This is a genomic window from Clostridium ragsdalei P11, assembly GCF_001675165.1.
Classification (GTDB): Bacteria; Bacillota; Clostridia; order Clostridiales; family Clostridiaceae; genus Clostridium_B; species Clostridium_B ragsdalei.
This window is the reverse complement of the sequence record NZ_LROS01000028.1, coordinates 1-14,129: the sequence shown is the minus strand read 5'-3', so window position 1 is coordinate 14,129 and position 14,129 is coordinate 1. Positions and strand designations below refer to the sequence as shown.

Genomic DNA, 14,129 nt, shown 5'->3' with positions numbered 1-14,129 from the left:
CGTATATTTTACATTTTTTATTATAAAACTTTACAGCATGTCTAATTTATGAAATATATTAAAGAATACAACTAAAAATATGCAAAATATTATTCCTATAAGTCCGTCTGCTTTTAAACCTATAAATAATGATGCTAGTACAGCTACAGGATGTATACCAAGAGATGAGGAAACTATTTTAGGCTCTATAATTTGTCTTATAACTGAAACCAAAATATAAGATATGATTAATCCTGTACAGATAATGTAGTTATTAAATATCGCCAGATAAATAATAGCGAGAGGTAAATATATAGCACCAATTCCTATAATAGGAAGCAAATCTGCTATAGCACAAGTTATACTGAGGATTAAGGCATATTTAATTTTAAACAGTGAAAATACTATGAGTGTTTCCAAAAAAGTTATTAAAATTATTACAATATAGGATAGCATGTAATTTTCCAACATCCGTTTACTTTCATTATATATTTTTAATATCTTATCTGTTTTGTTTTGCGGTATCAAAGTATTCATGCTTATTTTAGAAGAAGTCATATCTCTAGTAAAAAAGTATGTGGCAAGTAGTGTGAAAAATATTACCATTAATATGTAAGGAATTGTAGTCAATAGATTTATTAAAGAAGAAACTAATTTACCTGAAACAGTTACTGCTATATTTGACAATTTAGTAATAAAATTTGTAAAGTTTTTTTCTAAAGTATTTATTATATAAGGGTCTAAGTTATTATAGTATTTTTGTAATTTATAAAAAGAGTTATAAACATTATCAGAATTCCTAGAAATATATAGCTGAGTGCTTTTACCCAATTGTATGGCTTCTTGTGTAACTACCGTTATTCCAAATGACAATACTGTTATTATTATGGTAAAAAATATTATAGTAGTAATTAAAGAGGATAGTGCATTGCTGATTCTAAGTTTTCTCGAAATAAAAAGAGTAGGTCTTTTTAGTATTAGAGCAAAAACAAAAGCTAAAACAAATGGCAATGTGTAATTAAGCGTACTGAAGAACACTAAAAAAGTTATAGTATAAAGTATAATAAATAAACTAATTCTATTTATTTTGTTTATCAATTCATTCACGATTTAAGAGACTCCTTTCCTGATCTTTCCTAATTAATAAATTAAATAAAACATATTTTTTATGTTTATATGAAAAATAAAATGTGTTTTGTTATATAATTATATTGTTGGGTACATAGATTTTACAATTTTAAGATAAATTATTAGTTAAGTTTATATGATATATCCATAAAAAACATATTTCTGATATAATGGTATATAAAAAATAAGCATTGGTTTTAAAGAATTTTATTAAAATTATGCACTAAAAGTAAATCTTTATACAATAATTATAAAGTAATCTAGAGTTGTTGTATATAACATAATAGTAAAATTTTACAAGGAGGTTCAGGTTTAATAAACTGAGATTATAATTATGAAAGAATATTATGTAGTAACTTTTAAAAATACTCACGGAGCTATAAATGGAGAAAAAATTTTAAAAGAACAGGGAGTAGACGTAAATATAATGCCTACACCAATAGTTATAACTAAAAGCTGTGGTATAAGTATAAAAATTGACAGTAAGGATATAGATACAGTAAAAAGTTTGATAAATGAAGAAAAGTTAACTATTAAAAATATTTATGAAAGAAGTAATTTAGGATATAAGCAAATTTGCTTATAATTCTGGAGGTAAAACATGAAAGAAAGTGGGGTTTTTTCTTTTTTTAAAGTTAGTATGTCTGGAGATAATATTAGTATAGGTAAATTATCCATATCCACACAAGCTATGTATAATTTTATTTGGATAATTATTAAAGTGATATTTATACTTATAGTTATGTATCTCATCGTTAAATTAGGAAACAAAATAATAAATAGATATGTTTCAAGACAGAAAAATTTTAAAATTTCATTGAATGATAAAAGAGCTAAAACTATAGGAGCTATTTTAAAAAGTGTATTAAGATATTCAGTATACTTTTTTGGAATATTTACAATAATTACAGTTATATCACCTAAAGTAGGTGTAACTGGCTTAACTTTTGCAGGAATAGGAGGTGTGGCTGTTGGATTAGGTGCTCAAAGCATTATAAAAGACATTATAAATGGGTTTTTTATATTATTTGAGGATCAATTTTCCGTAGGAGACTACATAAGTATAGATGATAAAAGTGGCATTGTAGAGAGTATGGAACTTAGAGTTACTAAAATAAGGGATTTTAATGGAGATCTTCATATAATACCTAATGGACTTATTTCAAAAGTAACCAATCATTCTAAGGGAAGCATAAGAATTACAGTAGATGTGGAAATTTCTTATGATGAGGATATTCAAAAAGTCATAGAAATAATGACACAATTATGTGAAGATTTTGCTAAAGAAAATAGTTCCATTACCCAAGCACCTACTGTTCAGGGAATAACAAATATAAAAGATAACAGAGTAACCATTAGAGTAGCGGGTAAGGCTAAGGCTATGACGCAGTGGGACATGGAGATGAAACTTAGAAGGGAAATAGGAGAAATTTTAAAAAAGGAAAACATAAAAACTCCTTATTTAGTAATAAAAAATTTAAAGGGGGAATAGTACATGAAAAAAGTTTATTACATTGGTGATGTAGTTGAAATGAAGAAAGGACATCCTTGCGGTAGTAATGAGTGGGAAGTAATAAGACTTGGGGCAGATATAAAGATTAAGTGTTGTGGATGTGGAAGAATAGTTATGCTTCCACGAAGTAAATTTGAGAAAAGTGTAAAAAAAATAATTAAGCAAAATTCACCTGATGAGAAAGAGATACAATAATTAAAAAAATTAATTGATTTAATATTAAAAAAGTAGTAAAATGAATAACTGTAGTCCCTGCTGTGAAATCACAGCCATTAGACCAAAGGGAGGAGGTGGAATCAATGAATAAGTATGAAACTATATTTATATTACAGCCATCATTAGACGAAGAAGCTTGCAAAGCTAACATAGAAAAGTTTAAGGGTGTAATAGAAAATGGTGGAGGAGTAATAGAAAACGTTGATGTTTGGGGTAAGAGGAAACTTGCCTATGAAATAAACAAAGTTAACGAAGGATATTATACCTTAATAAATTTTAATGCTGATCCTAAATTACCAAAAGAGTTAGACAGAGTGTTCAGGATTACAGATACAGTTATAAGACATATAATAGTAAAGGATGAAAAATAGGTGGTGTTTTGATTGAATAAGGTTGTTTTAATTGGAAGATTAACCAAAGATCCAGAATTGAGATTTACACCAGGAAATGGTACAGCAGTTACCACTTTTACTATAGCCGTTGATAGGAGATTTTCTAAAGATGGACAAAAAGAAGCGGATTTTATACCTATAGTTGTATGGGGAAAACAAGCTGAATCTACTGCAAATTATATGAGTAAAGGAAAACTTATAGGTATTAGTGGTAGAATCCAGACTAGAAATTATGAAGCTAAAGACGGTACTAGAAGATATGTTACTGAGGTTATTGCAGAAGAAGTTCAATTCCTAGAATGGGGAGAGAAATCTGCAAAGAACTCATATAATCAAACTTCATCTGAAAATTTTGGAAAAACTCAAAACTTTGATGAGAATATTTATGGAGAGGATATTACTCCAGTGGATGATGGAGATATACCTTTTTAAAAGTAAGGAGGGGAAAGCATTATGGCAAATAATAGAGAAGGCGGAAGAAGAAATTCCGGCAAAATGAGAAGAGCTAAGAGAAAGGTTTGTGCTTTTTGTATGGACAAATCTGAATTTATAGATTATAAAGATATAAATAAATTAAGAAAATATGTTACAGAAAGAGGAAAGATCCTTCCAAGGAGAATTTCTGGAAACTGTGCAAAACATCAAAGAGAACTTACAGTAGCTATAAAGAGAGCTAGAAACATAGCTTTACTGCCATTTACAACAGAGTAGTTTATAAAGTGAAGAATTTTTATTCTTCACTTTTTTTAAATTATATTTAGTTTTTTACTATAGATTTAATTTATGTACGATTTGGCAGCATAATCAATGTTAATTTATTGCATAAAGCTATGAAAGCAACTAAAATATAATTAAAGGCTAGGAGGATGATTGTATGAAAAAAGAAAATTTCAACATAATGTATAATGTTAAGATAATAGAAGATTTAAAAGCTAATCTTTTATGTATAGTAGCAGATTTTTTTAAATTGCTTACAAGAGGCAGTAATGTAGCACAAGAATCCATACTAGACTGTATTTCCGGGGGAATAATAGTATTATATTTACTTGCAGAGAGGCTTGGCTATTCACATAAATCAGTAGATCAAACTATGAAAAAGAAATTGAAAATTGGTATAATTGAAGAAGACAAAATAGAAAAGGATGGCAAAGATTTAAGTAAACTATATAGTTATCTCAAAGAAAGGGAATAATGGAGGTAAAAATGCAGAATAAGACATATAACACAAGAGCCCTAGCAGAAGCAGGGCTTACCATAGCACTTACAGTAATAATAATGCTTGTAAACATATATGTACCTATAGTTTCCGTAGTTGCTAATTTTATAGTACCAATACCTATAACGATTTTGTATATTAGGCATAATTATAAGGTTACTTTGATTTCTGTAATAGCTAGTGGTATATTTATAGCAATGTTTTATAATCCTATATATGCAATATCTTCAATAATAATGGTTGGATTTACAGGAGTTGCACTAGGATATTGTGTAAAAAATAAAAAAAGTTTTGGAACTACAATTATCTTTCTTTCTATAGCAATGGCTTTAGGAACAACAATTTATACGACTATATACATAGTTTTAATGAGTAATGATGGAATATATGGTTTTGTAAGTAAAATAGTGCAAAATTTCAACCAATCCATGGAGATAAGTAAAAGTATTTATCAGCAGGCAGGCGTATCCAGCAGTCAATTGGCATCTATAGAAGATTTAGTTAAGATGTTTACACCAGAATATATTATGAGACTTATTCCAGGAGTAATTATAGCTAGTTCAGTTATTTTGGCATATCTAAATTACACAATAACAAGGGCTGTGCTTAAAAAGTTAAAATATGAAGTTAATGAAGCAAAACCTTTTAATCAATGGTATATGAATACAAGAATAGGAACATTAGTTGGTGTTACACTTGTTTTAGGAATATTATTTAACAGAAACAACATGGCAATTGGACAGTATTTAATTAATTCTTCAGGACTTATACTTGAACTTGTATTTTTACTAGATGGAGTATCATTGGTTACATACTATCTTATGAATAGGTATAAGGTATCTAAAAAAATTATTGTCTTGATTATAGTATTTACAGTTATGACTAAGCTGTCCCTAGTGTATGGCTTGGCTGGATTTATAGACATGGTATTTGACTTTAGGAAACTAGACCCTTATAGAAAATTGAAAAAATAGTAACTGGGGGCTCATTTAATGGATAATAAGTACAATTACTTTATAAAGGGTAATAAAGTGTACATGGTGATAATTGCTCTTCTTATTTTAATATTGATGGCATATGGGCATATGATAGTTGGAAGTATAGCTATCTGTCTATATGCATTTCTTGTAATTTACAATGTAAAAAATACGGAATATAAAAAAAGTAAGTGGAAAAAGTTTATAGAAGATTTTTCATCTCAACTTGATATAGCTACCAGAAATACACTTGTAAAACTTCCTTTTCCACTTGTTATAATAAAAATCACCGGTGATGTACTCTGGTATAATCAAAATTTTTCCTCTATACTAGAAGGAAAAGACATACTAGGTCAAAATATTAAGAATGTGGTAAGAGATTTTAATGTTAAGCAGGTGGCAAATGGAAAGGAAACTATATTTAGATATATAAAGATTAAGGACAAATATTATGATATATATACTAATATAGTTGATACTTCAGAAAACTCTAAAGATAAAATTATACTCTTATATTTCTATGACGTAACAAAACCCTTTAAAATTATGAATTCAGTAAATGCAAACAAAGATGCAGTAATGTTAATGGAAGTAGACAATTTTGATGATGTAGTAAAGCCTATGGAAGAAGACGATAGACCACTTATAATAGCTGAAATAGAGAGAACTATAAATAGTTATGCTCAAAATTTAAATGCTATGATAAGAAAGTATGAATCAAATAAATATGTATTCTGTATACAAAATAAGTACATAGAAAAAGAAATGGAAAAGAAATTTGAAATACTTGATACTATTAGAGAAATAAATATGGGAAATAAACTTGCAGTAACTTTAAGTATTGGAATTGGCAGGGGTGGTGATACTCCTTTAGAGAATGAAAAATATGCAGTATCGGCTAAGGAATTGGCACTAGGACGTGGAGGAGATCAGGCAGTTGTAAAAAATGGAGATAAGCTTTTGTTTTATGGAGGAAAGACTAAGGAAATTGAAAAAAGAACAAAAGTAAGGGCTAGGGTAATAGCCCAGGCTCTTGTAGATATAATAAAGGATAGTAGAAATGTATTTATAATTGGACACATGAAACCAGATATAGATTGTTTAGGATCTGCTGTTGGAATTCGCAGTGTAGTTAGTTTAATGAATAAAGAATGCTTTATCATATTAGATGATAGTAATGAAAGCATAAAAGTTATATTAGATAAGATAAAAGAAGAGAAGGAATACGATAATGTTTTTATACACAGCAAAAATTGTGAAGATAAGATAGATGAAAATAGCCTTCTTATAATTGTAGATGTACATAGTGAAGGACATGTACAAAATATGCAATTAGTTAAGAAGTTTGATAGAATAGTTATAATAGATCATCATAGAAGAACTACAGATCTCATTAAAAATTCTCTTTTAAGTTACATTGAACCTTATGCTTCATCTACCTCTGAGTTGGTTACTGAAATGCTGCCTTATATGGTAGAAAAACCAAATATAAAACCAATAGAGGCAGAAGCACTTCTTGCAGGCATATGTGTGGATACAAAGAATTTTTATTTTAAAACTGGTGTAAGAACTTTTGAGGCCGCTTCATTTTTAAGAAGATTGGGAGCAGACACCATAGATATAAAAAAGCTTTTTTCCTATGATTTCGAGACTTATTTAAAGAGAGCTGAAATTATAAAATCGGCAAAGATAAAAAATGGTATTGCTATAGCAGTATGTCCTCCAGAAATGGCAAATTTATTATTAGTTGCCCAAGCAGCAGATGAGCTACTAAATATTACAGGTATTCAAGCATCCTTTGTTTTTGTTAAAATAAAAGATGAAGTATTTATTAGTGCTAGATCCTTAGGGGATATAAATGTTCAAATTATACTTGAAGGCCTAGGAGGGGGAGGGCATATGACTATGGCAGGAGCTAAATTAGAATCCGTAACCATAGATGAGGCTATAGAAAAATTAGATGAGGCTATAAATGAATATACTGAGGAGAGTGAAGAATAGATGAAAGTTATATTATTAAAGGACGTAAAAACTTTAGGGAAAAAGGGGCAAGTAATAAATGCTTCAGACGGATATGCTAGAAATTATTTAATACCAAGGGGAGTTGCAGAAGAAGCAAATCAGTCAAATCTTCATATATTGAATAACAAAAAGGAAGCAGAGAGAAAAGAAAAACTTGCTGAAATAGAAGCAGCACAAAAACTTGCTGCTAGCTTAAAGGGAAAAGAGATAAAATTAACTGTAAAGTCAGGAGAAAATGGAAGGTTGTTTGGATCAATAACGGGAAAAGACATTTCAGATGAATTAAACAAAAAATTTCATATAAATGTGGATAAAAAGAAAATAGCAGTTAACAACATAAGACAACTTGGTACCTATGATGTAGAAGTTAAATTGTATCCTGAGATATCCACTAAAATAAAAGTAGTTATTGCAGAGAAATAAGGAGGAAAATTTGTGAAATTACAATTTGTTGATGGATTAAATAGGGAATTAAATGATTCTATTCCAATAAATACTCAAGTAAAAGTTTTATATGATCTTTTGAAAAAAATAATGGATAAAGGTACTGTGAACTCTAGAGTAGTAAGGTATAATTTAAAAGGTTATATGAATAGTGAGAATTTATTTGAAAGAATATATGCTCTAAATAAAATAGTTAGTGATGGAAAAGGATTAACTGAGATACCAGATGAATCAAATGTATATGATGCACTAGAAAATACCAATAATTGGATAGCAGAAACATTAGCAGAAAGATATGTAAGAACTAAGATTGAAAAGGAAGTAGAGAAAAACCTTACAGAACATCAGGATAAATATATGGATGAGGTTAGACTCAGTATTATAAAAAAGCGAAAAGGACCTGAAAATGCAAAAACTTTGAAAAAGTATGCTCAACTTGAGGTACTGGATTCTAAGGGGCTTAGCAAAAACATTCAAAAACTTCTAAGACCAGAAACTTTTGATGAAATAATTGGCCAAGAGAGAGCTATAAAGTCTATACTGTCTAAAATAGCATCACCCTATCCGCAGCATATAATTTTATATGGACCACCGGGAGTAGGTAAAACTACAGCAGCTAGAATTGCTTTAGAAGAAGCTAAAAAGTTAAAGTTTACACCTTTTAGAAAAGATGCCAAGTTTGTAGAGGTAGATGGAAGCACTTTAAGGTGGGATCCTAGGGAAATTACAAATCCACTTCTTGGCTCTGTACATGACCCGATATACCAAGGAACTAAGAGAGACTTAGCGGAAGTAGGAGTACCAGAACCAAAACCTGGACTTGTTACAGAAGCTCATGGTGGAGTGCTTTTCATTGATGAAATAGGAGAATTGGATGAAATGCTCCAGAATAAGTTGCTAAAAGTACTCGAAGATAAAAGAGTCGAATTTTCATCTTCATATTATGATCCAGATGATGAGAATATACCTAAATATATAAAGTATTTATTTGAAAAGGGAGCTCCTGCAGATTTTTTACTTATAGGAGCTACTACAAGAGAGCCAAGTGAAATAAATCCTGCCCTTAGATCAAGATGTACTGAGGTTTATTTTGAGCCGCTTTCTGTGAAGGATATACAGAAAATAGTGGAAGATGCCGCTGAAAAACTTAATATTGAAATTGAGAGCGGGGTATCTGAACTTATAAGTAAATATACAATTGAAGGCAGAAAAGCTATTAACATATTATCAGATGTCTATGGATATGTACTTTATAATAATGGAATAAGTGATTTAAATGATAAAGTTAAAATTTCAGTAGAGGATTTAAAGAAAGTTATATCTATAAGTAGATTTATACCTTTTGAAGAAGTGCCTTCAAAGTCTACCTATGAAATTGGTCATATTTATGGACTAGGAGTAAGTGGATATATAGGCTCTACTATAGAAATAGAAGCCGTTACATTTGAAGCTAAAGAAAAAGGCAAGGGAATTGTAAGATTTAATGATACAGCAGGAAGTATGGCGAAAGATTCTGTATTTAATGCCGCTTCAGTTATAAGAAAAATAACAGATAAAGATATGTGTGATTATGATATCCATGTAAATGTAATAGGTGGAGGAAGGATTGATGGTCCTTCAGCAGGAGCTGCTATTACGGTGTGTATTATAAGCGCCCTTTTACAAAAACCTTTAAGGCAAGATGTAGCTGTAACAGGAGAAATATCTTTAAGAGGAAAGATAAAACCTGTAGGTGGAATATTTGAAAAAGCTTATGGTGCCAGGAGAAAGGGAATAAAGACAATGTTACTACCTGTAGAAAATTTGAAAGAAGTACCTGCTGATATTAAGGATATAGAAGTTAAGGCTGTATCAAATATCGAGGAACTTATGGAATTGATCTTCTAATTCTAAATAAGCAGAGTGTTAATTTGAAACAATTGCTATTTCACCTGTAGATCAATTAAGCAAATGGTAACATTTAATTCTAGGGAGTGAGGCATCTGTATGGATACATCTATTAGAAGCATACCTCATAATATAGAGGCTGAACAAGGTGTAATTGGATCTATGCTTATTGATAAAACTTCAATAGTTGAAGCTATGGAAGTTCTAAACACCGAGGATTTTTATAAGGATTCACATAAGGTTATTTTTGATTCAATACTTGATTTATATAAAAAAGATACAGCTGTAGACATAATAACTTTGACTGAAAACTTAAAATCGAGATCAAAACTTGAAGCAGCAGGTGGTATAACTTATATAAGTGAACTAAGCGGATCAATAGTATCCACTGCTAATTTAAAATCCTATATAAAAATTGTAAAAGATAAATCTGTCCTGAGAAAACTTATTAGGGCTTCTACTAAGATAATAGAAGAAAGTTATAAAAACCAAGATGATGTTGTAGGAACCATTGATATGGCTGAAAAATCTATATTTGATTTGTCAAGTAATAGAAAAGTTTCTGATTTTGAGCCTATGAATGTTGTACTTGAAAGAGGATTTACTGAAATAGAGAGGTTATTCAACAATAAAGGTGAAACTACAGGAGTAGCCTCTGGATTTAGAGAGTTAGATGCTAAGACGTCGGGCTTTCAAAAGGGAGATATGGTACTTGTGGCAGCTAGACCTTCTATGGGTAAAACAACTTTTGCCTTAAATATAGCGGAATATGCTGCTTTAAGGGAAGGTAAAAAAATAGCTATGTTTTCTCTTGAAATGTCAAAAGAACAATTAGCTTATAAGCTTTTATGTTCTGAGGCACATGTAGATATGTTGAATTTAAGAACGGGAAATTTGGAAGATAAGGACTGGGAAAATATAGCTAGAGCGTCAGGGCCTCTTGCTGCTGCAAAGATATTTATAGATGATACTGCAGGTATAACCATTATGGAAATGAGGTCTAAATGCAGAAGATTAAAAATGGAACATGGTATAGATATGATAGTTGTGGATTACCTACAGCTTATGAGCGGAGGCAAAGGCTCAGAAAATAGGCAGCAGGAAGTTTCAGAGATATCCAGATCCATAAAAGCACTAGCAAAGGAAATGGAATGTCCTGTTATTGCCTTGTCTCAATTATCACGTGCGCCTGAAGCTAGAACGGACCATAGACCTATGTTGTCAGATTTAAGAGAATCCGGATCAATAGAGCAGGATGCAGATATAGTTATGTTTTTGTACAGGGATGAATACTATGACAAGGATACAGAAGATAAAAATATTGCGGAATGTATTATTGCAAAACAGAGAAATGGTCCTACAGGAACTGTAAAATTGGCCTGGATGGGTCAGTTTAGTAAATTTGGTAATTTAGATGTTATACATCAGGAATAGCTAAAAAACACTGTAAAGTTTATTTACAGTGTTTTTTAGTCTGGTTATATTAATTTTGTAGTAAGTAATTTTTTATTGTATATCTATTTTCTTACCTTGTCTTTTACCTTGTGAAAGTTTTGGAAGGCTAACTTTTAAAACTCCATCCTTAAAAGAAGCTGTAATGTTTTTGTCATCTACATTATCAATGTAAAAACTTCTTCTGAATTCACCATATCTTCTTTCACGTCTTACAAAGTTTTCATTTTTATCTTCTATAGAGTCATCCCTTTTTGCAGATATGGTCAAGTAGTTATTATTGAAATCCAAATCTATAGAATCTTTATTTATTCCTGGTAGATCAGCACAAACTACATAAGAAGTTTCATTTTCCTTAAGATCAACTTTAAAACCATTGCCAAAACCGTTTATGTTCATAGGTGTGAAAAAGTCATTGTCAAAGAACGAATCTATAAAATTATCGAATGCATCACCTCTTTTTAAAGAATTGTTTTTTCTAAATGGAACCATATCAAACATAATGAATACCTCCTAAATATAATTTTATTATTTTTTAAAAATTATCAAATTTCGTTAATGTATATCTATTTTTTTGCCATTTCCTTTTTCTCTATTAAGTTTTGGAAGATCAACTCTTAAAACTCCATCTCTAAAGGAAGCTGTAATATTTGAATCATCTACATTATCGATGTAAAAACTTCTTTTGAATTCACCGTATCTTCTTTCACGCCTTACAAAGTTTTCATTTTTATCTTCAATAGAATCATTTCTTTTTGCACATATAGTCAAATAATTACTGTTAAAATCTAAGTCTATGGAATCTTTATTTATTCCTGGTAGATCAGCACAAACTACATAAGAAGTTTCATTTTCCTTAAGATCAACTTTAAAACCATTGTCAAAACCATTCATGTTCATAGGTGCGAAAAAGTCATTATTAAAGAATGAATCTACAAAGTTATCGAATGCATCACCTCTTTTTAAAGAATTGTTTTTTCTAAATGGAACCATATCAAACATAATGAATACCTCCTTATAGATTTTATTTTCTATGTTTTCTAAACTGTTTTTATATTTTGTAAATCCTTATTACAGTTATTATAGTACAATAAAGGTCAAAGAAAGTCAAAGTCTAAAAATAAATGAATTGCATAGATATGATTAGTTATTATTAGAGCTAACTATATAATTTAGTGCTATCCATATATTTTCAAGATATGCTAAGAAATTAATCATATTTGGATAATTATGATAGTAATATAAAAAAAATTTTTTTATATTTGCTTAAAATAGAGTTTTGTATTAAAATAGTATTGTGTTTTGCTCCTATGGCTCAGATGGTAGAGCAACTGATTCGTAATCAGTAGGTCACAGGTTCGAATCCTGCTAGGAGCACCAATAAAGAATTTGACAGGTTCTAAATACAGAAACACTCACTTGTTTATTGTAGTGATATTACAGTAGACTAGTGGGTGTTTTTTTGTGCTCTTTGATTGGACTTAATACCAATATAGAGTGATCAATGAAAACTCATATTCTTTAAATTTTCATTCAACACTTTATTTTAAAATAATCAACAAAAATATGTAAAAAATGATAAATTAATAGAAATTATAATATAACTATAGATAATTTGCACAAAAATTAGTATTATATAAATAAGTTTGTTATTTTAATTTATTTTAGGAGGTGTTTTATGAGTGGAGTAAATGGAGCAGATACTGTATTTGTAATTATGAGCACAGTACTGGTAATGGTTATGACTCCAGGGTTGGCGTTATTTTATGGAGGAATGGTTAGAGGCAAGAATACATTAAACAGCACCCTTCATAGTTATTCGGCTCTAGCAATAGTATCTATTCAGTGGATACTTATAGGGTATACGCTATGTTTTGGAAAGGATATAGGAGGATTAATAGGTGGTCTTAATTTTGCTGGCTTAAAAGGAGTAGAATTTGCACCGAATGCAAATTATGGAAGTACAATTCCACAGCAAGCATTTATGGTATTTCAGCTTATGTTTGCCATAGTAACTGCAGCAGTTTCAGTTGTAAGTTGGAGTGTTTGTGAATTTGCTTATAGAAAAAAAGTAACTTCTCTTGGAGTTGTTAGTGGAATAGTTGCAGGTCTTGTAGCTATAACTCCGGCTGCAGGTTTTGTAAGCCCCCTAGCTTCAATGATTGTTGGTTTAGTAGCAGGAGTTATATGTTATATATCTATTACTTTTATTAAGGCTAAGTTTGGATATAATGATGCATTAGATGTCTTTGGATGTCATGGTGTAGGAGGAATATGGGGGGGAATCGCTACTGGAATATTTGCATGGAAGTCAGTAAATTCAGCTGGTGGAAATGGATTAATACATGGAAATCCGAAATTGATTGGAATTCAGGTTATAGGTATTTTATCTAGTATTATATATGCAGCAGTAGTTACATTTATTATAATTAAAGTAATTAATGTTGTAAGCAGTATAAGAGCAAGTGAAAAAGATGAACAGATAGGTTTAGATATTACAGAACATGGAGAAGAAGCCTATGGAGGACTGTAAATTTAATATAAATATAAAAATATAGTTGAAAAGTCTTTATAAAATAGTATAAAATTTAAATGCATAATATAAATTTGTATTTTAAGTGATTTTGGAATTAAAATCTAAAAAGTGTAGGTAACCTTTGAAATCGTACTTGATATAGGGTTTCTAACTAAAATATTAACTTATACAGAATAATTAAAATTCTTCTCCAAATACTAAATGTACGGAGAAAGGAGTTTTAATTATGGGAAGAAAATTATTTGAAATAGAATCACTGTATGATTATAAAATTGAAGATTTAATTGAGCTAAAAAACACTACGAATTCTAAATTTACTAGATTAGTATTAGCTGTGGTTACTATGAGATATCGAGGATGCTCAAAT

At 29.8% G+C, this 14,129-nt stretch carries 16 protein-coding genes and 1 tRNA gene; 14 read left to right on the top strand and 3 right to left on the bottom strand.

The annotated features are described in order from the left end of the window. Positions 1–30 precede the first annotated feature (30 nt). Positions 31–1,086 carry a sporulation integral membrane protein YtvI gene (ytvI, locus tag CLRAG_RS12670; RefSeq protein WP_065078764.1) on the bottom strand — a complete coding sequence of 352 codons (1,056 nt, stop codon included), beginning with the start codon at positions 1,084–1,086 and terminating at the stop codon, positions 31–33. 355 nt (positions 1,087–1,441) lie between these two features. Here ytvI and CLRAG_RS12665 point away from each other — a divergent pair, with 355 nt between their 5' ends. The 12 genes from CLRAG_RS12665 to CLRAG_RS12610 all read left to right on the top strand — a co-directional run bounded on the left by CLRAG_RS12665 (position 1,442) and on the right by CLRAG_RS12610 (position 11,208). Beyond that, on the top strand, positions 1,442–1,693 hold the full coding sequence (locus CLRAG_RS12665) for a putative Se/S carrier protein (protein ID WP_065078763.1): 252 nt from the start codon (positions 1,442–1,444) through the stop codon (positions 1,691–1,693). 15 nt (positions 1,694–1,708) lie between these two features. Beyond that, a complete protein-coding gene (locus CLRAG_RS12660) occupies positions 1,709–2,599 on the top strand; it encodes a mechanosensitive ion channel family protein (protein ID WP_065078762.1) in 891 nt (296 codons plus the stop codon). Positions 2,600–2,602: 3 nt separating this feature from the next. Next, positions 2,603–2,815, top strand: coding sequence for a DUF951 domain-containing protein (locus CLRAG_RS12655; protein WP_065078761.1), 213 nt, complete (start codon positions 2,603–2,605; stop codon positions 2,813–2,815). Between the two features lie 104 nt (positions 2,816–2,919). Next, complete coding sequence (gene rpsF / locus CLRAG_RS12650) at positions 2,920–3,207, top strand: 30S ribosomal protein S6 (RefSeq protein ID WP_063601244.1); 288 nt, start codon at positions 2,920–2,922, stop codon at positions 3,205–3,207. A 12-nt stretch (positions 3,208–3,219) separates the two neighbouring features. Beyond that, the gene (locus tag CLRAG_RS12645) at positions 3,220–3,660 is read left to right on the top strand and encodes a single-stranded DNA-binding protein (RefSeq protein WP_013240841.1); all 441 of its coding nucleotides are present in this window, start codon (positions 3,220–3,222) and stop codon (positions 3,658–3,660) included. A gap of 21 nt (positions 3,661–3,681) precedes the next feature. Then, on the top strand, positions 3,682–3,939 hold the full coding sequence (gene rpsR / locus CLRAG_RS12640) for a 30S ribosomal protein S18 (protein ID WP_013240840.1): 258 nt from the start codon (positions 3,682–3,684) through the stop codon (positions 3,937–3,939). Between the two features lie 163 nt (positions 3,940–4,102). Beyond that, the gene (locus CLRAG_RS12635) at positions 4,103–4,420 is read left to right on the top strand and encodes a MazG-like family protein (RefSeq protein ID WP_013240839.1); all 318 of its coding nucleotides are present in this window, start codon (positions 4,103–4,105) and stop codon (positions 4,418–4,420) included. An 11-nt stretch (positions 4,421–4,431) separates the two neighbouring features. Further along, positions 4,432–5,418: a YybS family protein gene (locus CLRAG_RS12630; protein ID WP_065078760.1), complete on the top strand. Its 987-nt coding sequence runs from the start codon at positions 4,432–4,434 to the stop codon at positions 5,416–5,418. Between the two features lie 18 nt (positions 5,419–5,436). Continuing rightward, positions 5,437–7,422, top strand: coding sequence for a DHH family phosphoesterase (locus tag CLRAG_RS12625; RefSeq protein WP_065078759.1), 1,986 nt, complete (start codon positions 5,437–5,439; stop codon positions 7,420–7,422). Further along, on the top strand, positions 7,423–7,866 hold the full coding sequence (gene rplI / locus CLRAG_RS12620; RefSeq protein ID WP_013240836.1) for a 50S ribosomal protein L9: 444 nt from the start codon (positions 7,423–7,425) through the stop codon (positions 7,864–7,866). 12 nt (positions 7,867–7,878) lie between these two features. Beyond that, the gene (gene lonC / locus CLRAG_RS12615; RefSeq protein WP_065078758.1) at positions 7,879–9,774 is read left to right on the top strand and encodes a Lon family ATP-dependent protease; all 1,896 of its coding nucleotides are present in this window, start codon (positions 7,879–7,881) and stop codon (positions 9,772–9,774) included. A 99-nt stretch (positions 9,775–9,873) separates the two neighbouring features. Then, a complete protein-coding gene (locus CLRAG_RS12610; RefSeq protein ID WP_065078757.1) occupies positions 9,874–11,208 on the top strand; it encodes a replicative DNA helicase in 1,335 nt (444 codons plus the stop codon). A 72-nt stretch (positions 11,209–11,280) separates the two neighbouring features. Here the strand turns inward: CLRAG_RS12610 and hsp18 (CLRAG_RS12605) are convergent, their stop codons facing one another. Then, complete coding sequence (gene hsp18, locus CLRAG_RS12605; protein WP_065078756.1) at positions 11,281–11,727, bottom strand: heat shock protein Hsp18; 447 nt, start codon at positions 11,725–11,727, stop codon at positions 11,281–11,283. Positions 11,728–11,781: 54 nt separating this feature from the next. Further along, positions 11,782–12,228, bottom strand: coding sequence for a heat shock protein Hsp18 (gene hsp18, locus CLRAG_RS12600; protein WP_065078755.1), 447 nt, complete (start codon positions 12,226–12,228; stop codon positions 11,782–11,784). A gap of 302 nt (positions 12,229–12,530) precedes the next feature. On the opposite strand from hsp18 (CLRAG_RS12600), the gene CLRAG_RS12595 reads away from it, so the two are divergent. Together CLRAG_RS12595 and CLRAG_RS12590 are read left to right on the top strand one after the other, a co-directional pair. Beyond that, positions 12,531–12,606 (top strand) — tRNA-Thr (locus CLRAG_RS12595). Positions 12,607–12,904: 298 nt separating this feature from the next. Beyond that, positions 12,905–13,759, top strand: a complete 855-nt coding sequence (locus CLRAG_RS12590) for an ammonium transporter (RefSeq protein ID WP_065078754.1) — start codon at positions 12,905–12,907, stop codon at positions 13,757–13,759. Positions 13,760–14,129 lie beyond the last annotated feature (370 nt).

What these genes read in the sequence shown, in the direction of transcription:
- CLRAG_RS12665 (WP_065078763.1), top strand. Translation starts at nt 1,442, where the DNA reads ATGAAAGAATATTATGTAGTAACTTTTAAAAATACTCACGGAGCTATA.
- CLRAG_RS12660 (WP_065078762.1), top strand. Translation starts at nt 1,709, where the DNA reads ATGAAAGAAAGTGGGGTTTTTTCTTTTTTTAAAGTTAGTATGTCTGGA.
- CLRAG_RS12655 (WP_065078761.1), top strand. Translation starts at nt 2,603, where the DNA reads ATGAAAAAAGTTTATTACATTGGTGATGTAGTTGAAATGAAGAAAGGA.
- rpsF (WP_063601244.1), top strand. Translation starts at nt 2,920, where the DNA reads ATGAATAAGTATGAAACTATATTTATATTACAGCCATCATTAGACGAA.
- rpsR (WP_013240840.1), top strand. Translation starts at nt 3,682, where the DNA reads ATGGCAAATAATAGAGAAGGCGGAAGAAGAAATTCCGGCAAAATGAGA.
- CLRAG_RS12635 (WP_013240839.1), top strand. Translation starts at nt 4,103, where the DNA reads ATGAAAAAAGAAAATTTCAACATAATGTATAATGTTAAGATAATAGAA.
- CLRAG_RS12630 (WP_065078760.1), top strand. Translation starts at nt 4,432, where the DNA reads ATGCAGAATAAGACATATAACACAAGAGCCCTAGCAGAAGCAGGGCTT.
- CLRAG_RS12625 (WP_065078759.1), top strand. Translation starts at nt 5,437, where the DNA reads ATGGATAATAAGTACAATTACTTTATAAAGGGTAATAAAGTGTACATG.
- rplI (WP_013240836.1), top strand. Translation starts at nt 7,423, where the DNA reads ATGAAAGTTATATTATTAAAGGACGTAAAAACTTTAGGGAAAAAGGGG.
- CLRAG_RS12610 (WP_065078757.1), top strand. Translation starts at nt 9,874, where the DNA reads ATGGATACATCTATTAGAAGCATACCTCATAATATAGAGGCTGAACAA.
- hsp18 (WP_065078756.1), bottom strand. Translation starts at nt 11,727, where the DNA reads ATGTTTGATATGGTTCCATTTAGAAAAAACAATTCTTTAAAAAGAGGT.
- hsp18 (WP_065078755.1), bottom strand. Translation starts at nt 12,228, where the DNA reads ATGTTTGATATGGTTCCATTTAGAAAAAACAATTCTTTAAAAAGAGGT.
- CLRAG_RS12590 (WP_065078754.1), top strand. Translation starts at nt 12,905, where the DNA reads ATGAGTGGAGTAAATGGAGCAGATACTGTATTTGTAATTATGAGCACA.